Source organism: Pseudomonas sp. CFBP13508, from assembly GCF_005233515.1.
Classification (GTDB): Bacteria; Pseudomonadota; Gammaproteobacteria; order Pseudomonadales; family Pseudomonadaceae; genus Aquipseudomonas; species Aquipseudomonas mercuritolerans.
The window spans coordinates 266752-282958 of sequence record NZ_QFZZ01000005.1; the positions used below are offsets into that span (position 1 = coordinate 266752).

The window sequence follows — 16207 nt, forward strand, 5'->3', positions numbered from 1 at the left end:
GGCTGTTTTCGCGATAAATACTTTGTTACCCCTGATGCGTTGTCATCCGGGCTACTAGATAATCGCGCGCTGCGGGGATCGACATTCGTTGATCCGTTTTGACTTAGGTAGAGACTTGTCTGGATCCGATTGGGGAATCATTTTGCCCCGGCGGAGTCGGAACAATGCTCGCCAACTTGGCAAGGGTGCCCTGAAAGGTCGGTTTTTCATTGCCGAAAACCCTAAAGGCACTTCATCTGGCCGTTGGTTTATTGATCTGTTTTCGGCGAGGGTTGCTCGTGATTGTTAGTCCCTGTAATGCAGCAAAAATGTCTGCCAAACGCATGCGAAGTGCTCTGGTAGCGGGTTCGGCGCTCCTGTGCCTGCTCAGCGCCGGTCAGCTTTGGGCGTTCAATCTTGACGACGTATCGGCCAAGGCCAAAGAGCTGGCCGGGCAGAAGTTCGAAGCCCCGCGCAGCAACCTGCCGAACGAATTCCGCGAAATGAAGTTCGCGGACTACCAGAAGATCCGCTTCCTCACCGAAAAGGCTGAGTGGGCCGATCAGAAGACGCCGTTCAAGCTCTCCTTCTATCACCAGGGTATGCATTTCGATACGCCGGTGAAAATCAACGAAATCACCGCAAACACCGTCTCGGAAATCAAATATGATCCGAGCCGCTTCGATTTCGGCGATCTGAAATTCGATCCGAAAGCCACCGAGCAATTGGGCTACGCCGGCTTCCGTGTGCTGTACCCGATCAACAAGGCCGACAAGCAAGACGAGATCATGACCATGCTCGGCGCGAGTTACTTCCGCGTCGTTGGCAAGGGCCACACCTACGGTCTGTCGGCCCGTGGTCTGGCGATCGATACCGCGCTGCCGTCGGGTGAAGAATTCCCGCGTTTCCGCGAGTTCTGGATTCAGCAGCCCAAGCCAGGCGACAAGCACCTGGTGATCTTTGCCCTGCTCGATTCGCCGCGCGCCACCGGTGCCTACCGTTTGATCCTGCGTCCTGGCAGCGACACCATCGTCGACGTCAAGGCGCAGATGTTCCTGCGTGACAAGGTCGGCAAACTGGGTATCGCGCCGCTGACCAGCATGTTCCTGTTCGGCGCCAACCAGCCGTCGAAAGTGCTCAACTACCGTCGTGAACTGCACGACTCCAGCGGTCTGTCGATCCATGCCGGCAACGGCGAGTGGATCTGGCGCCCACTAAATAACCCGAAACACCTGGCCGTGAGCAACTTCAGCGTCGAGAACCCACGTGGTTTCGGTCTGCTGCAGCGTGGCCGTGACTTCAGCCACTACGAAGACCTCGACGACCGCTACGACAAGCGCCCAAGCGCCTGGATCGAGCCGAAGGGCGAGTGGGGCAAGGGTACTGTCGATCTGGTAGAGATTCCGACCGCTGACGAAACCAACGACAACATCGTTGCGTTCTGGAGCCCGGAAAAAATGCCGGAGCCAGGCCAGCCGCTGGACTTCGCCTACCGCATGCACTGGACCATGGACGAAGCAGCACTCCACGCGCCGGACAGTGCCTGGGTGGCACAGACCCTGCGTTCGACCGGTGACGTCAAGCAATCGAACCTGATCCGTCAGCCCGATGGCAGCGTGGCCTATCTGGTCGACTTCGAAGGCCCGTCGCTGGCGGCCCTGACGCCGGATGCCGACGTGCGCAGTCAGGTCAGCGTCGGTGACAACGCCGAACTGGTCGAGAACAGCGTGCGCTACAACCCGGAAACCAAGGGCTGGCGCTTGACCCTGCGGATGAAGATCAAGGACCCGAGCAAAGCGACCGAGATGCGCGCCGCCCTGGTTCAGCCGGTAGTCACCGCAGATCTGGGCAAATCGGTGCCGGCGTCCAATTCGTCGGTCGCCAAGGCTGACAAGGTTGCCGCCAAGCAACAGGAAAAACTCGACAAGGAAGCCAAGGCCGCCGAAGCCAAACAGGCTGAAGCCAAGCCTGCAGCCGACGCCAAGGACAAGGCCAACAAAGACGCCAAGCAGCCAGTCGCTGCCGACGCGGCCCCAGCCACACCGGAATCGGCGCCGACTGAAGAAGTCCTGACCGAGACCTGGAGCTATCAGTTGCCTGCCGATGAGTAATTCACCAGTACAGCCAGAGACTCTGTCCGAGTATCTGGCGCATCTGCCGATGACCGACGAGCAACGCGCGGAACTCGCGGGTTGCCAGTCGTTCAGCGAGCTGCATGAACGCCTGTCGTCCTCGACATTCGACGCTCCTGCCGAAGCCGCCCAGGCTTCGGTGGGCAAGCGTCTGACCCTGAGCACTGCCGAAGAACTCGCTGAAGCGGAAATGCTGGTGCTCGACGCCAGTGGTCGGGTCAGCCTCAAGGCGACCCCGCCGATCCGCCGCACCAAGGTCGTGCCGGAGCCATGGCGCACCAATATTCTGGTGCGTGGCTGGCGCCGTCTGACCGGTCGCACCAACCCGCCGCAGCCGCCGAAGGACGCCAATGTCCTGCCGGCCGCGCGCTGGCGCACCGTCGGTTCGATCCGCCGCTACATTCTGTTGCTGCTGATGCTCGGTCAGACCATCGTTGCCGGCTGGTACATGAAAGGCATCATGCCGTACCAGGGCTGGTCGTTCGTCGATCTGGAAGAAGTCCTGCATCAGCCGCTGCTGCAAACCGCCACGCAAGTGCTGCCGTACGCGCTGCAAACCAGCATCCTGATTCTGTTCGGGATTCTGTTCTGCTGGGTCTCGGCCGGCTTCTGGACCGCGCTGATGGGCTTCCTCGAGCTGCTCACCGGCCACGATAAATACCGTATCTCCGGGAAAAGCGCCGGTAACGAGCCGATTCCGAAAGATGCGCGTACTGCGCTGGTGATGCCGATCTGCAACGAAGACGTACCGCGTGTATTCGCCGGTCTGCGTGCGACGTTCGAATCGGTAGCGGCCACCGGTGATCTGGATCGCTTCGACTTTTTTGTCCTCAGCGACAGTAACGACACCGATATCTGCGTCGCCGAGCAACAGGCCTGGCTGGATGTCTGCCGCGAGGCCAAGGGCTTCGGCAAGATCTTCTATCGCCGTCGCCGCCGTCGCGTGAAGCGCAAGAGCGGCAACCTCGACGACTTCTGCCGTCGTTGGGGTGGTGACTACAAGTACATGGTCGTGCTCGACGCCGACTCGGTGATGAGCGGCGAGTGCCTGACCAGTCTGGTACGTCTGATGGAAGCCACGCCGGACGCCGGGATCATCCAGACCGCGCCGCGTGCCTCGGGCATGGACACCCTGTATGCGCGCATGCAGCAGTTTGCGACCCGCGTGTATGGCCCGCTGTTCACTGCCGGTCTGCACTTCTGGCAGTTGGGTGAATCCCACTACTGGGGTCACAACGCGATCATTCGCATGAAGCCGTTCATCGACCACTGCGCCCTCGCGCCGTTGCCGGGCAAGGGCGCGTTTTCCGGTGCGATCCTTTCCCACGACTTCGTCGAAGCTGCGCTGATGCGCCGTGCCGGTTGGGGCGTGTGGATTGCCTACGATTTGCCGGGCAGTTACGAAGAGCTGCCACCAAACCTGCTCGACGAACTCAAGCGTGACCGTCGCTGGTGCCACGGCAACCTGATGAACTTCCGCCTGTTCCTGGTCAAAGGCATGCACCCGGTGCACCGCGCGGTGTTCCTCACTGGCGTGATGTCCTACCTATCGGCGCCGTTGTGGTTCTTCTTCCTGGTGTTGTCGACCGCGCTGCTGGCGGTGAACACGCTGATGGAGCCGCAGTACTTCCTCGAACCGCGCCAGCTCTATCCGCTGTGGCCACAATGGCACCCGGACAAGGCCATCGCGCTGTTCTCGACGACCATCGTGCTGCTGTTCCTGCCGAAGCTGTTGAGCATCATCCTGATCTGGGCCAAGGGCGCGAAAGAGTTCGGCGGCAAGTTCAAGGTGACCCTGTCGATGCTGCTGGAGATGCTGTTCTCCATGCTGCTGGCGCCGGTGCGGATGATTTTCCACACCCGCTTCGTCCTCGCCGCGTTCCTCGGCTGGGCCGCGACCTGGAACTCGCCGCAGCGTGACGACGACTCGACGCCGTGGAGCGAAGCGGTCAAGCGCCACGGTCCGCAGACGTTGCTGGGCTTCTTGTGGGCGCTGCTGGTGATCTGGCTGAACCCGAGCTTCCTCTGGTGGCTGGTGCCGATCGTCGGTTCGCTGATGCTGTCGATACCGGTATCGGTGATCTCCAGCCGTGTCGGCCTTGGTCTGAAGACCCGTGACGAGAGCCTGTTCCTCATCCCCGAGGAATACAATCCGCCACAGGCCTTGCTGGCAACCGATCAGTACACCCACGAGAACCGTTATCACGCCCTCAACGACGGCTTCGTCCGCGCCGTGGTCGATCCACAGCAGAACGCCCTGGCGTGCTCGCTGGCGACCTCGCGTCACGGCCAGGCCGAGCCGATCGAGTGGCTGCGTCAGGAACGTGTGCGTCACGCCATCAAGGTCGGCCCGGCCGGGCTGAACAACCATGATCGCCTGCAACTGCTCAGCGACCCTGTAGCACTGGCACGTCTGCATGAGCAGGTCTGGGCCGAAGGTCACGCCGAGTGGCTGGACGCCTGGCGCGCCTCGGTGAAAGCCGATCCGCATGCGCCGTTGCTGCCGCTGCGACCGGTGAGCTTGCAGGCTCAGCCGGCTTGATAAAAAAACCCCGCTGATCAGCGGGGTTTTTTTATGTCCGCTGTTGAGCTGCGAACAAATACCGATCAAACCTAAAACCAGTGCATAGCATCCGTCGCCAAATTGGCGCGCCCGTTACCTACGACGCGCAAACCGCGCCGCTGCCTTCGCGAGCAGGCTCGCTCCCACAGGGAAACGCATTCCAAGGTGGGAGCGAGCCTGCTCGCGAATGGCATCACCTCGGTTCCAGGCGAACCGAGGTTGTGCATCAACTCAGACTTTGAAGCGGCCCACCAGCATCTGCAGATGCGTGCCCAGTCGCGCCAGTTCAACACTCGACGCTGCGGTCTCTTCACTCGCCGCCGAGGTCTGATCGGACACATCGCGCACATTCAACACGCTGCGGTTGATCTCTTCGGCCACGGCGCTCTGCTGCTCGGCGGCTGCGGCGATCTGCTGGTTCATCGCCTGGATCGCCGACACGGTGCGGGTAATGCTTTCCAGCGAACCTCCCGCACGCCGGGTCAGTTCGACGCTGCTGTCGGTCAGGCTGCGGCTGTTGTCCATGATCGTCGCCACTTGCTGGGTGCCGTTTTGCAGGCCGACGATCAGCTCTTCGATCTCTTCGGTGGACTTCTGCGTGCGTTGGGCGAGGCTGCGCACTTCATCGGCAACCACGGCGAAACCACGTCCGGCTTCCCCGGCACGCGCGGCTTCGATGGCCGCGTTGAGGGCCAGCAGGTTGGTTTGCTGGGCGACCGACTTGATGACGTCGAGGACGCTGCCGATCTTGTCGCTTTCGCGCTTGAGCTCGCCCATGGCTTCTGTGGAATGGCCGACCTCAAGCGCCAGACGCTCGATCTGCGCGATCGCTTCGCCGACGACCTTGTCGCCTTCACGGGCCTGTTGGTCAGCGGCGACAGCGGCTTCAGAGGCCTCTTCAGCGTTGCGCGCGACTTCCTGCACGGTGGCGGCCATTTCGTTCATGGCGGTGGCGACCTGATCGGTCTCGACCTTCTGATTGTTGACCCCGGCGCTGGTCTGCTCGGTCACCGCCGAAAGCTCCTCAGCGGCGCTGGCGATCTGCGTGACGCCGTCGCTGATGCCGCCGATCAACTCGCGCAGGCCTTGGGTCATGCTCTGCATCGAGCGCTGCAATTGACCGAGTTCGTCGCGACGCAGGGACACCAGGTTGTGAGTCAGGTCACCGGCCGCCACGCGCTCGGCGACTTTCAGGGTCTGGGTCAGCGGAATGATGATTTGTCGGGTGATCGCCCAGGCGGCAATCAGACCGAAGGCCAGCGCCAGCGCAGTGGCGACCAGCAGCATGTTCTTGGCGTGGGCGGCGTCGGTGTCGCGCACCACGGTTTGCGATTCGGTGAGCTTCTTGCTGGCCGACATGAGGATGTCGCCCTGAGCCGACATGTTCGCCAGTGCGGCGGTGTTCTTGACCTGCGAATCACGGAATTGGGCGACGGCGGCGCGGTAGGCCTTGAGCGAGTCGGTGGCTTGCTGCAGGTTGGCGATGTGCTGCTCTGGCACGCGGGTCGGCAGGCTTTCGAGGTTTTTCAGGGCGTTGTCGATGGCAGTCAGCGCCGGTTGCTCCGCGTCGGCCTTGCCGCTGTAGGTGTAGCCGCGCACTTGATAGCGCGCTTGCTGGAGCAATTTGGTCATTTCGATCACTGCGTTGTATTGCGCGACGCTGTCGCCTTGCAGCAGCGCACTTTCAACTTCGCCAACCTTGGCTACCGCGTTGTCAGCGTTGGCGCCAAGCTTGCTGCGCGCGTCTTCACGCTGCACCGTGGCCTGGGTCATTTCGCCAAAGGCGCGTTTGTATTCGGCAACCGCAGCAAGTTGTTGATCGACCATCGCCACATCTGACGGCTGCTCGATCATGCCGCGTGCCGATTGCAGACCGCTTTCGAGTTTGCTGAGCAATTCATTGACCGCGCCCGGACCCTGTTCGCCACGACGCATGTCGTAGTCCATGCGCGCCAGGCGCAGGTCTTTGGTCAGCTCGTTGAGGCTGGAAATGAAGCCGAGCTTGTCGCCACGGCTGATGATGCCGCTCATGCCGGTCCAGCCAGTGAAAGTGATCAACAGCGTCAGCAACAGCACCAGGCCGAAACCGATGCCCAGCTTGCGTTTGACGCTGACGTTTCCAAGACTCTCGGCTAACCAACGGTACATGCGACCACTCCCTTCGGACCACTAAATTGGACTTATAGGGGTTGTATCGGCTGGGTGATGGCAATCTGTAACGCCACTTGTCTGCGCCCCATAGGAGCTTGTAGGAGCTTGTAGGAGCTTGTAGGAGCTGACGAGTGCAACGAGGCTGCGATCTTTTGATTTTGCTTCTAAAAAAACAAGGTCAAAAGATCGCAGCCTCGTTGCACTCGACAGCTCCTACAAGGATCGCTGTCGCGCTAGAACAGGCGCGCAAGCAGGGCGGTGACGGCAGTTTCGACGCGCAGGATGCGCTCGCCCAGTTGCACCGGTTGCAGGCCGGATTTGGCCAGCAGATCGATTTCGTAGGGAATCCAGCCACCCTCGGGGCCGATGGCCAGGGTTACTGGCTCGCTCAGGGCGCGCGGGCAGGGCGGGAAGTTGCCGGGGTGGCCTACCAGGCCGAGGGTGCCCTCGGCGATCGCCGGCAAGCGATCTTCAACAAAAGGCTTGAAGCGCTTTTCGATGACGATCTCCGGCAACACCGTATCGCGTGCCTGTTCAAGACCGAGGATCAACTGCTCACGAATCGCTTCCGGCTCCAGAAACGGCGTCTGCCAGAAGCTTTTTTCGACGCGATAGCTGTTGACCAGAATCACCTTGGCCACACCCATGGTCGCGACGGTCTGGAACACGCGGCGGAGCATTTTCGGCCGGGGCAGGGCCAGCACCAGGGTCAGCGGCAGTTTGGCCGGCGGCGGCTGATCGAGGTTGACGCGCAGCTCCGCTTCGCCGGCTTCCAGACGCAGCAACTCGGCCGAACCCATCAACTCGTTGATGCGCCCCACACGCAGGCTGTCGCCGACTTCCGAACGATGCACTTCCTGCATGTGCGTAAGGCGCCGGTCGCGCAGGATCACGCGGTCGGCCGCAATGAAGTCGGCCTCTTCGAGCAGCAGCAGGTTCATGCCTGGGTCGCTGGCGGCTGGTCGTTGTGGTCGTCGGCCGGCGTTTCGTCCGGGCGTTCGCGCTTGCTGACCAGCGCGCCGAAGAGAATGCCGATCTCGAACAGCATCCACATCGGCACAGCCAGCAGGGTCTGCGAGAAGATGTCCGGCGGGGTGAGGATCATGCCGACCACGAAGCAGCCGATGATCACGTACGGGCGAATCTTCTTCAGGTATTTGACGTCGACCACGCCGATCCACACCAGCAACACCACCGCCACCGGAATCTCGAACGCCACGCCGAAGGCGAAGAACAGCGTCATGACGAAATCGAGGTAGCTGGCGATGTCGGTCATCATTTCCACGCCCGCCGGGGTGGCAGCGGCGAAGAACTTGAAGATCAGCGGAAAAACGAAGTAATAGGCGAACGCCATGCCGATGTAGAACAGCAGAATGCTGGAGATCAGCAGCGGCACCGCGACGCGTTTTTCATGCTTGTACAGGCCTGGCGCGATAAAGCCCCAGATCTGATGCAGGATCACCGGAATCGCGAGGAACAGCGAAACCATCATCGTCAGCTTCAGCGGCGTCAGGAACGGCGACGACACGTCTGTGGCGATCATCGTCGCGCCGACCGGCAGGTACTGGCGCAGCGGCGTCGAGACGAAGGTGTAGATCTGCTGGGTAAACGCAAACAGCCCGGCAAAGATAATGAAGATCGCCGCCACGCAACGCAGCAGGCGGGTGCGCAACTCGGTGAGGTGCGAAACCAGCGGCATGTGCTGGTCGTTTTCCGGAAGATCGCTCATGGGGCTCGCGGCGGCAGTGTAGGGTCTTGAGGCGCTGGTGTAGTCGGCGCGGCGGAGGGCGCTACGTGTTCAACCGATGTGTCTGTGGTAACCGGCGCCGGTCCTGGCGGTGTTACAACAGGTGCAGGTGCAGGTGCAGGTGCAGGTGCAGGTGCAGTGGGAGCGGCAGCGCTGTGAATCGTCTGCTCGCCCACAGGCTCGACCGGCGTCGGCTCCTGCTGGTTCGGATTGAAAATCTTCCGCGCCTCTTGCTCCAGCGACAGAATATGTTCGTTGTGCAGTTGCCGACGGATCTCGTCGGCACCGATTTCACGTTCAACTTCCTGTTTGATCGCGTTGAAGCTGCGCTTCAGGCGGCCGACCCACAGACCGGCGGTGCGCGCAGCGCCCGGCAGACGCTCGGGGCCGAGCACCAGCAGGGCGACGAGGCCGACGAGCAGCAGTTCAGAGAAGCTGATACCAAACATTAGTCAGTGCTCACACGTCTTTACGGATCGGCTCTTCGACTTTCTGCGCCTGCACGTCGATGGTGTGCGGCGGGTTGGCCTGAGCAGTGGTTTGCGGCTGCACCGGTGGCACAGGCTGGGCCGGCGGGGTCACGTTTGGTTCGGCCGGTTTTTCGTCGTCGTTCATGGCTTTGCGAAAACCCTTGATCGACTCGCCAACGTCGGTGCCGAGGTTTTTCAGTTTCTTGGTACCGAATACCAGCACCACGACAATCAGAATGACGACCCAGTGTTTCCAGTCAAAAATGCCCATGTGGCGATTCCTCTCTAAAAGTTGTTCAGGCGGACGGACGCGAGGCTTTCTCGACGTGTCCGGACAGGCCGAAGCGACGGTCCAGTTCATCCAGCACGGCCTGCGGATGCTGCCCCAGTTGGGCGAGCATGACCATGCTGTGGAACCACAGGTCGGCGGTCTCGTAGATCACATCACTGCAATCGCCGCTGATGGCGGCATCCTTGGCGGCAATAATGGTTTCGACCGACTCTTCGCCGACTTTCTCCAGAATCTTGTTCAGCCCCTTGTGATACAGGCTGGCGACATACGAGCTGTCGGCGGCTGCGCCTTTGCGCTCTTCGAGCACTTCGGCCAGACGGGTGAGGGTGTCACTCATGTGTGTGTCCTGCGGAATAGATAGCGTGCGGATCTTTCAGTACCGGGTCGACCGTTTTCCAGTCGCCGTTTTCGAAGACCCGGTAAAAGCAGCTTTGCCGGCCGGTGTGGCAGGCGATGTCGCCGATCTGTTCAACCATCAGGATGATCACGTCGGCGTCACAGTCCAGGCGCATCTCATGCAGGGTCTGCACATGGCCGGATTCTTCGCCCTTGCGCCACAGCTTGCCACGGGAACGTGACCAGTAGATTGCACGATTTTCCGCAGCGGTCAGTTCGAGCGCTTCGCGGTTCATCCAGGCCATCATCAATACGCGCCCGGTCTTGTGATCCTGGGCAATCGCCGGCACCAGGCCGTCAGCGTCCCACTTGATCTCGTCCAGCCAGTTTTTCATCTTCAATTCCTGAAAAGCAGCTTCGAGTTTCAAGCTTCAAGCTGCAAGTAAACGCACGTTGCGGTGTGCCTGTAGCGTCAAGCTTGAAGCTCGCAGCTTATAACTTGCAGCTCAATCGTGCTATCGGCGAACGACCAGATACAAACCGACCGCGATCATGATTCCGGCGGGCCAGTGCGACCACTCGGTCAACGGACCACCCGCTGCGAGGATCGCGCCGCCGGCCAGATGCACGCAGCCGAGCAGGCGCAGGAACCAGTCGTCCTTGCGTTTGCGCCACGGCGGCGGAGGGTCTTTGGCGTGAGGTTGCGACATGCGTTCGAGCAGATCGCGAGCCATGTTCGACAGGTGCGGAATCTGCTCCAGCTGGCTCTGCACGTTGCCCAGCAAGGCTTTCGGGCTGACGCGTTCGCGCATCCAGCGCTCGAGAAACGGCTGCGCGGTGTTCCATAGATCCAGATCCGGATACAGCTGACGCCCGAGGCCTTCGATGTTCAGCAGGGTCTTCTGCAACAGCACCAGTTGCGGCTGCACTTCCATGTTGAAACGGCGAGCGGTCTGGAACAGGCGCATCAGCACCTGGCCAAATGAAATATCTTTTAACGGTTTTTCGAAGATCGGTTCGCACACCGTACGGATCGCCGCTTCGAATTCGTTGAGTTTGGTTTCCGCCGGCACCCAGCCCGAATCGATGTGCAACTGCGCCACACGGCGGTAGTCACGCTTGAAGAAAGCGAACAGGTTGCGTGCCAGATAATCCTGGTCTTCCGGGGTCAGGCTGCCGACGATGCCGCAGTCGATCGCGATGTACTGCGGGCTCCACGGATTGACTGTGCTGACGAAGATGTTGCCCGGGTGCATGTCGGCGTGGAAGAAACTGTCGCGGAACACCTGAGTGAAGAAAATCTCCACGCCGCGCTCGGCGAGCATTTTCATGTCGGTGCGCTGGTCGGCGAGTGTCGCCAGGTCGGTGACCTGAATCCCGTAGATGCGCTCCATCACCAGCACTTTCGGCCGGCACCAGTCCCAATAGACTTGCGGTACATAAAGCAGCTGCGAGCCTTCGAAGTTGCGGCGCAACTGGCTGGCGTTGGCCGCCTCGCGCAACAGATCGAGTTCGTCGTAAATGGTCTTTTCGTAATCCTGCACCACGTCGACCGGGTGCAGCAGGCGCGCATCAGCGGAGAATTTTTCCGCCGCGCGGGCGAGGATGAACAGCCATGCCAGATCCTGCGCGATGATCGGCTTCAGACCCGGGCGAATGACCTTCACCACCACTTCTTCGCCGCTTTTGAGCTGCGCCGCATGCACCTGCGCTACCGAGGCCGAGGCCAGCGGTGCGACGTCGAAACGGCTGAACACTTCGCTGATTTTCTTGCCCAGCTGTTCTTCGATCAGCTTGATCGACACCTGCGAATCGAACGGCGGCACGCGGTCCTGCAGCAGCATCAGCTCATCGGCGATGTCTTCCGGCAACAGGTCGCGGCGGGTCGAAAGGATCTGCCCGAACTTGATGAAGATCGGCCCCAGATCCTGCAACGCCAGACGCAAGCGCGCGCCACGGTTGAGCTCCAGCGGCTTGCGCGGCAGCCAGCGCCACGGCAGCAAAAAGCGCACGGCCAGAAGGAACCAGGGCAGTGGCAGATCGAAGAGCAGGTCATCGAGGCGGTAGCGGATCACGACGCGCTGGATGCGCAACAGACGGCGGACGGCAAGCAGCTTCATGCGTTATCGCTTGGGTCGAGGGATCGGGAAAGGCGCTCGAAACGCGCCTCGAGTCGTTCCAGATCAAGTTTGATCCGGTCCAGTTCGCTGAACCGCGCTTCCGCTTCGCGTTGCCCGACAAGGGTGCGCGATTCTTCGGCGAGGTATTCGGCAAGATTCTGGTTGAGGCTGGCAAATCCTTGTTGATACCAGCGCGCGCGGCTGCGCAGATGGCCGCCGAGCAATTGCGTGGCGACCGGCCCGAGCCAGCGCGAGAGTTCGTACTCCCAGTCCAGCTCAAGATCCTGCAGCACGCCGGCCAGTTCCAGCAACACACCGCTGTCGCCATCGAGCTCGACTTCCGGTGCGTGCAGCACGGCGGTCTTGTCTTTGCTCAGGGCCAGTTTCACCAGGCTCGAGGCCGGTGCACGCAACGTGCAATCGACGTCCGCTGCCCACTGCGCAGCCAGCATCAGGCCTTCGTCGCTGGGCAGGATGAACAGTTGCAGCGCCGGGCTGCGGCAGTCGACGGCAATCACCTTGCCGGTCAAATGCGCCAGGCGCGGCAGCGCCGTGCTGTCGAGACGCAGCACCCGGTTGAGGCCGAGTTCGACGCTGGCGAGCAGCCCGGTGAGCAACATCAGGGTTTGATGCCGCGGTGCAGGGCGACGATGCCTGCGGTCATGTTGTGATAGGTCACGCGGTCGAAACCGGCCTCGACCATCATCGACTTCAGGGTTTCCTGATTCGGGTGCATGCGGATCGATTCGGCCAGGTAGCGATAGCTTTCCGAATCGTTGGTGATCAGCTTGCCCATCAGCGGCATGAAGGCGAACGAGTAGGCGTCGTAGGCTTTCGACATCAGCGCGTTGGTCGGCTTGGAGAATTCCAGTACCAGCAGGCGTCCGCCGGGCTTGAGCACGCGCAGCATCGAACGCAGCGCGTCCTCTTTGTGCGTCACGTTGCGCAGGCCGAAGGCGATGGTCACGCAGTCGAAATGGTTGTCCGGGAACGGCAGTTTTTCCGCGTCGGCCTGGACGAATTCGACGTTGCCGGCAACGCCCAGATCGAGCAGACGATCACGGCCGACCTTGAGCATCGACTCGTTGATGTCGGCCAGCACGACCTGGCCGGTCGGGCCGACGAGGTTCGAGAACTTGCGGGTCAGGTCGCCGGTGCCACCGGCGATGTCGAGCACGCGGTTGCCGCTGCGCACGCCGGAAAGCTCGATCGCGAAACGCTTCCACAGACGGTGCATGCCGCCCGACAGAAGGTCGTTCATCAGGTCGTATTTCGCGGCTACGGAATGGAAAACCTCAGCGACTTTTTCCGCTTTCTGGCTTTCCGGAACGTTTTTGAAGCCGAAGTGAGTGGTGGGTTCGGCATCGCTGCCTTTGCGCTGATCAGTCATATCGCTGTCACCAAAAGAGAATGCGCGACATTCTAATCCCCAAGCCGTGCTTTGTCTTGGAATGGCTAAAGGTAAGATGGGCAACCTTCGGGACGATTTGCCGCAGATGCGGTCAAGATTCAACGTCAGCCATTCAATCATCAGGAGTCATTCCATGGCCAAAATCAGTGTTGAGCGCGCCCACACCCTGGGCAAGGACGCCGCCCGCGAAAAGGCCGACAAACTGGCCAAAAAGCTCAATGAACAATACGGCCTGGAGCCGCAATGGTCGGGCGACACCCTGAACCTCAAGCGCTCGGGCGTGAAAGGTGAAGTGCACGTGGCGGACGATTCGATCAGGGTCGACGTCGAGCTGGGCCTGATGATGTCGGCCATGAGCGGCATGATCAAAGCCGAGATCGAGAAGGCCCTAGACAAAGCCCTCGCCTGATTTCCAGATTGAAATCAAGTCCCCTGTGGGAGCGAGCCTGCTCGCGAAAGCGGTCTTTCAGTCAAATTATCCGTGACTGACAAACCGCATTCGCGAGCAGGCTCGCTCCCACATTTGTTTTGTGTTGCTCCCGCTGGTTAGGGTGCCCTTTCTAATTTTTCTGCCTACTTTGTGCCTGAGCCCGACACTCGTCCGGCAGTTCCTCAAACCTTCTGCGCGTGAGGTGCACCATGGCCAAAGTCATTTTGAAGAAAAAAATCGACGCTCCGACTTCCACTCTGAGCGACGTCAAATCCTATGCCCGCAAGATCTGGCTGGCAGGCCTGGGCGCCTACACCAAGGTCGGCCAGGAGGGCAGCGAGTACTTTCAAGAACTCGTGGCCGCCGGTCAAACCGTTGAAAAGAAAGGCAAAAAAGCCGTCAGCGAAAAACTCCTCGCGGCCAACGCCGAGATCGATGACGCGGCCACCCAGGTCAGCTCGTTCAAGGGTCGCGTTGAAGTTCAGCTCGACAAGGTCGAGAAGGCCTTCGACAACCGTGTGGCCAGCGCCTTGAATCGGATCGGCATTCCGTCTAAACATGACGTTGAGGCACTCTCTGCTAAGCTCGATGAGCTGACGGCATTGCTCGAACGCGTCGCGCGAAAATCTTAAGGAGAACGGGATGGCTGGCAAAAAGAACACCGATAAAGAAAGCAGCTCGTGGGTCGGGAAGGTCGAGTCCTACTCCCGCAAAATCTGGCTGGCTGGTTTAGGCGTGTACTCGAAGATCGACACTGACGGCAGCAAACTCTTCGATGCATTGGTCAAAGACGGCGAGAAAGCCGAGAAGCTCACCAAGACTGCGGTCGGCAAGAAAGTCGAGGACTCGACCTCTTCGGCCAAGTCGCGCATCAGCGGCGTGAAAGACCGTGCCATGGGCAAGTGGGACGAGCTGGAAGGCGCGTTCGACAAGCGCCTGAACAGCGCGATTTCGCGCCTGGGTGTGCCGAGCCGCAATGAGGTGAAGGCGCTCAACGCCAAGGTCGACACGCTGACCAAGCAGATCGAAAAACTCACCGGTCTGAAAGCTCAGCCTGTGGCGGCAAAAACCGCTGCGGCGAAACCTGCCACTAAAACTGCAGCGGCCAAACCTGCGGCGAAAACCGCAGCCAAGCCACTGACCAAAGCAGCGGCGAAACCTGCTGCAAAAGCTGCGGCCAAAACGGCAGCCGCCAAGCCTGCGGCCAAAGCGGCAGCCAAACCGGTTGCCGCCAAGGCCGCTGCGAAACCGGCAACCAAAGCAGCAGCAAAACCTGCGACTAAAGCTGCAGCGAAACCAGCGGCCAAACCAGCAGCGAAGACCGCTGCTGCCAAACCCGCTGCGAAGCCTGCGGCCAAACCGGCTGCGGCGAAAAAGCCTGCAGTGAAAAAACTGGCTGCGCCGAAAGCCGCTGCGCCGAAACCGGCCGCCGCACCATCGACTGCTCCAACAGCTCCGGCCAACGCGGCAAACTCCGCTGCGGCACCCACGGCAGCAGCTACTCCGACTGCGGCATCGACACCGTCGACGCCATCCAGTCAGTCCTGATTGCAGGGCAAATCAAAAACGCCCGGCCTGTGAAGGTCGGGCGTTTTTGTTTGTGCATTCCAAGCGGCCCCTCACCCCAGCCCTCTCCCCAAGGAGAGGGAGCCGACCGCGTTGTCTCCAGACATCCACCGACCTGAAAAAAACAGTCGATTATGGATTCAAGGAAGCTCGCTCAGGTCGGCGTAGCTCTCGAACATCCCCCAGTCAGTCCCCTCTCCCTCCGGGAGAGGGCTAGGGTGAGGGGCTTTTCGAGTCAGCCGTAATCTTCGGATAGTCGATTATGGATTCAACGAAGCTCGCTCAGGTCGGCGTAGCTCTCGAACATCCCCCAATCAGTCCCCTCTCCCTCCGGGAGAGGGTTAGGGTGAGGGCTTTTCGGGTCAGTCGTGATCCTCAAGGTATTGCAGCGCCATTCGCTCTGTCGCCACCTTCATCGGCGGCAACAAATGCGGCGCCACCAGCATCATGATCTGATAAACCACCAACCTGACCTCACCCTCACGATCCAGAATCCGCTGGTAATCCAGCGAGAACAGCAGCGTCATGGTCACCTGCTCGACCAGTTGCCCCAAGGCCTGGGTATCGCTGACCAGTTGCCCCGAAGCCTTCAGACGCGCCAACAGAGAGGCCAGAGTTCTCTTCAATGCATTGAGCAGATTGCGAATTCCCTTGGCCAGTTTCGGCAAACGGCCGGCGAGGTTCGACAGGTCCTGGAACAGGAACCGGTACTGCGCCAGTCGCTCGACGATCAAATGCAGAAACAGCCAGTAATCTTCCGGTGCGAGCTCCACCTCCGGTGGCGGGTCGAGCAGGGGGGCGAGTTCGTGCTGGAAGCGTTCGAACAGGCCGAGAATCAGCGGTTCCTTACCGTGGAAGTGGTAGTAAAGATTGCCCGGGCTGATCCCCATTTCGTTGGCCACCTCCATGGTGGAAACGTTCGGCTCACCCTTTTCGTTGAACAGTTGCAGTGCACATTCGAGAATCCGGTCGCGGGTTTTCATCCAGTCTTCTTAGAAAATTTCGGTTGA

The 16207-nt window shown here is 60.6% G+C and carries 16 protein-coding genes; 5 read left to right on the forward strand and 11 right to left on the reverse strand.

Going from position 1 to position 16207, the window contains the following annotated elements; genetic code table 11:
- Positions 1-308: 308 nt before the first annotated feature.
- Together PspCFBP13508_RS16415 and mdoH are read left to right on the forward strand one after the other, a co-directional pair.
- Positions 309-2090 carry a glucan biosynthesis protein G gene (locus PspCFBP13508_RS16415; RefSeq protein WP_160768503.1) on the forward strand — a complete coding sequence of 594 codons (1782 nt, stop codon included), beginning with the start codon at positions 309-311 and terminating at the stop codon, positions 2088-2090.
- Entirely contained in the window at positions 2083-4653 is a 2571-nt protein-coding gene (mdoH, locus tag PspCFBP13508_RS16420; protein ID WP_073471586.1) for a glucans biosynthesis glucosyltransferase MdoH, read from the forward strand. The genes PspCFBP13508_RS16415 and mdoH overlap by 8 nt, the downstream gene beginning before the upstream one ends.
- 252 nt (positions 4654-4905) lie before the next feature.
- Here mdoH and PspCFBP13508_RS16425 read toward each other — a convergent pair whose 3' ends face one another.
- The 10 genes from PspCFBP13508_RS16425 to ubiE form a co-directional block, all read right to left on the reverse strand.
- Entirely contained in the window at positions 4906-6822 is a 1917-nt protein-coding gene (locus PspCFBP13508_RS16425; RefSeq protein WP_137215129.1) for a methyl-accepting chemotaxis protein, read from the reverse strand.
- 236 nt (positions 6823-7058) lie between these two features.
- Positions 7059-7766: a 16S rRNA (uracil(1498)-N(3))-methyltransferase gene (locus PspCFBP13508_RS16430; RefSeq protein WP_130911789.1), complete on the reverse strand. Its 708-nt coding sequence runs from the start codon at positions 7764-7766 to the stop codon at positions 7059-7061.
- Complete coding sequence (gene tatC, locus PspCFBP13508_RS16435) at positions 7763-8554, reverse strand: twin-arginine translocase subunit TatC (protein WP_016772075.1); 792 nt, start codon at positions 8552-8554, stop codon at positions 7763-7765. The genes PspCFBP13508_RS16430 and tatC overlap by 4 nt, the downstream gene beginning before the upstream one ends.
- Positions 8551-9021: a Sec-independent protein translocase protein TatB gene (tatB, locus tag PspCFBP13508_RS16440; protein WP_137215130.1), complete on the reverse strand. Its 471-nt coding sequence runs from the start codon at positions 9019-9021 to the stop codon at positions 8551-8553. The genes tatC and tatB overlap by 4 nt, the downstream gene beginning before the upstream one ends.
- A gap of 10 nt (positions 9022-9031) precedes the next feature.
- Positions 9032-9313: a twin-arginine translocase TatA/TatE family subunit gene (locus PspCFBP13508_RS16445; protein WP_073471591.1), complete on the reverse strand. Its 282-nt coding sequence runs from the start codon at positions 9311-9313 to the stop codon at positions 9032-9034.
- A gap of 25 nt (positions 9314-9338) precedes the next feature.
- Complete coding sequence (locus tag PspCFBP13508_RS16450; RefSeq protein ID WP_007909355.1) at positions 9339-9671, reverse strand: phosphoribosyl-ATP diphosphatase; 333 nt, start codon at positions 9669-9671, stop codon at positions 9339-9341.
- A complete protein-coding gene (gene hisI / locus PspCFBP13508_RS16455) occupies positions 9664-10065 on the reverse strand; it encodes a phosphoribosyl-AMP cyclohydrolase (protein ID WP_007899278.1) in 402 nt (133 codons plus the stop codon). The genes PspCFBP13508_RS16450 and hisI overlap by 8 nt, the downstream gene beginning before the upstream one ends.
- 120 nt (positions 10066-10185) lie before the next feature.
- Positions 10186-11790 carry a ubiquinone biosynthesis regulatory protein kinase UbiB gene (gene ubiB, locus PspCFBP13508_RS16460; RefSeq protein WP_137215131.1) on the reverse strand — a complete coding sequence of 535 codons (1605 nt, stop codon included), beginning with the start codon at positions 11788-11790 and terminating at the stop codon, positions 10186-10188.
- Entirely contained in the window at positions 11787-12410 is a 624-nt protein-coding gene (locus PspCFBP13508_RS16465) for an SCP2 domain-containing protein (RefSeq protein WP_071174136.1), read from the reverse strand. The genes ubiB and PspCFBP13508_RS16465 overlap by 4 nt, the downstream gene beginning before the upstream one ends.
- Positions 12410-13180: a bifunctional demethylmenaquinone methyltransferase/2-methoxy-6-polyprenyl-1,4-benzoquinol methylase UbiE gene (gene ubiE / locus PspCFBP13508_RS16470; protein ID WP_016772069.1), complete on the reverse strand. Its 771-nt coding sequence runs from the start codon at positions 13178-13180 to the stop codon at positions 12410-12412. The genes PspCFBP13508_RS16465 and ubiE overlap by 1 nt, the downstream gene beginning before the upstream one ends.
- 154 nt (positions 13181-13334) lie before the next feature.
- Between ubiE and PspCFBP13508_RS16475 the strand changes: the two genes are divergently transcribed.
- From PspCFBP13508_RS16475 to PspCFBP13508_RS16485, 3 genes are all read left to right on the forward strand, one after another.
- The gene (locus PspCFBP13508_RS16475; RefSeq protein ID WP_016772068.1) at positions 13335-13610 is read left to right on the forward strand and encodes a polyhydroxyalkanoic acid system family protein; all 276 of its coding nucleotides are present in this window, start codon (positions 13335-13337) and stop codon (positions 13608-13610) included.
- Between the two features lie 230 nt (positions 13611-13840).
- A complete protein-coding gene (locus PspCFBP13508_RS16480; protein WP_016772067.1) occupies positions 13841-14263 on the forward strand; it encodes a phasin family protein in 423 nt (140 codons plus the stop codon).
- Between the two features lie 10 nt (positions 14264-14273).
- Positions 14274-15179 (forward strand): phasin family protein, encoded by a 906-nt coding sequence (locus PspCFBP13508_RS16485; RefSeq protein WP_137215132.1) that lies wholly within the window; start codon positions 14274-14276, stop codon positions 15177-15179.
- 380 nt (positions 15180-15559) lie between these two features.
- Here the strand turns inward: PspCFBP13508_RS16485 and PspCFBP13508_RS16490 are convergent, their stop codons facing one another.
- Positions 15560-16180 (reverse strand): TetR/AcrR family transcriptional regulator, encoded by a 621-nt coding sequence (locus PspCFBP13508_RS16490; RefSeq protein WP_137215133.1) that lies wholly within the window; start codon positions 16178-16180, stop codon positions 15560-15562.
- Positions 16181-16207: the final 27 nt, after the last annotated feature.

Excerpts from the sequence above, each read along its gene's own strand:
- PspCFBP13508_RS16415 (WP_160768503.1), top strand. The coding sequence starts at position 309 with ATGTCTGCCAAACGCATGCGAAGTGCTCTGGTAGCGGGTTCGGCGCTC.
- mdoH (WP_073471586.1), top strand. The coding sequence starts at position 2,083 with ATGAGTAATTCACCAGTACAGCCAGAGACTCTGTCCGAGTATCTGGCG.
- PspCFBP13508_RS16425 (WP_137215129.1), bottom strand. The coding sequence starts at position 6,822 with ATGTACCGTTGGTTAGCCGAGAGTCTTGGAAACGTCAGCGTCAAACGC.
- PspCFBP13508_RS16430 (WP_130911789.1), bottom strand. The coding sequence starts at position 7,766 with ATGAACCTGCTGCTGCTCGAAGAGGCCGACTTCATTGCGGCCGACCGC.
- tatC (WP_016772075.1), bottom strand. The coding sequence starts at position 8,554 with ATGAGCGATCTTCCGGAAAACGACCAGCACATGCCGCTGGTTTCGCAC.
- tatB (WP_137215130.1), bottom strand. The coding sequence starts at position 9,021 with ATGTTTGGTATCAGCTTCTCTGAACTGCTGCTCGTCGGCCTCGTCGCC.
- PspCFBP13508_RS16445 (WP_073471591.1), bottom strand. The coding sequence starts at position 9,313 with ATGGGCATTTTTGACTGGAAACACTGGGTCGTCATTCTGATTGTCGTG.
- PspCFBP13508_RS16450 (WP_007909355.1), bottom strand. The coding sequence starts at position 9,671 with ATGAGTGACACCCTCACCCGTCTGGCCGAAGTGCTCGAAGAGCGCAAA.
- hisI (WP_007899278.1), bottom strand. The coding sequence starts at position 10,065 with ATGAAAAACTGGCTGGACGAGATCAAGTGGGACGCTGACGGCCTGGTG.
- ubiB (WP_137215131.1), bottom strand. The coding sequence starts at position 11,790 with ATGAAGCTGCTTGCCGTCCGCCGTCTGTTGCGCATCCAGCGCGTCGTG.
- PspCFBP13508_RS16465 (WP_071174136.1), bottom strand. The coding sequence starts at position 12,410 with ATGTTGCTCACCGGGCTGCTCGCCAGCGTCGAACTCGGCCTCAACCGG.
- ubiE (WP_016772069.1), bottom strand. The coding sequence starts at position 13,180 with ATGACTGATCAGCGCAAAGGCAGCGATGCCGAACCCACCACTCACTTC.
- PspCFBP13508_RS16475 (WP_016772068.1), top strand. The coding sequence starts at position 13,335 with ATGGCCAAAATCAGTGTTGAGCGCGCCCACACCCTGGGCAAGGACGCC.
- PspCFBP13508_RS16480 (WP_016772067.1), top strand. The coding sequence starts at position 13,841 with ATGGCCAAAGTCATTTTGAAGAAAAAAATCGACGCTCCGACTTCCACT.
- PspCFBP13508_RS16485 (WP_137215132.1), top strand. The coding sequence starts at position 14,274 with ATGGCTGGCAAAAAGAACACCGATAAAGAAAGCAGCTCGTGGGTCGGG.
- PspCFBP13508_RS16490 (WP_137215133.1), bottom strand. The coding sequence starts at position 16,180 with ATGAAAACCCGCGACCGGATTCTCGAATGTGCACTGCAACTGTTCAAC.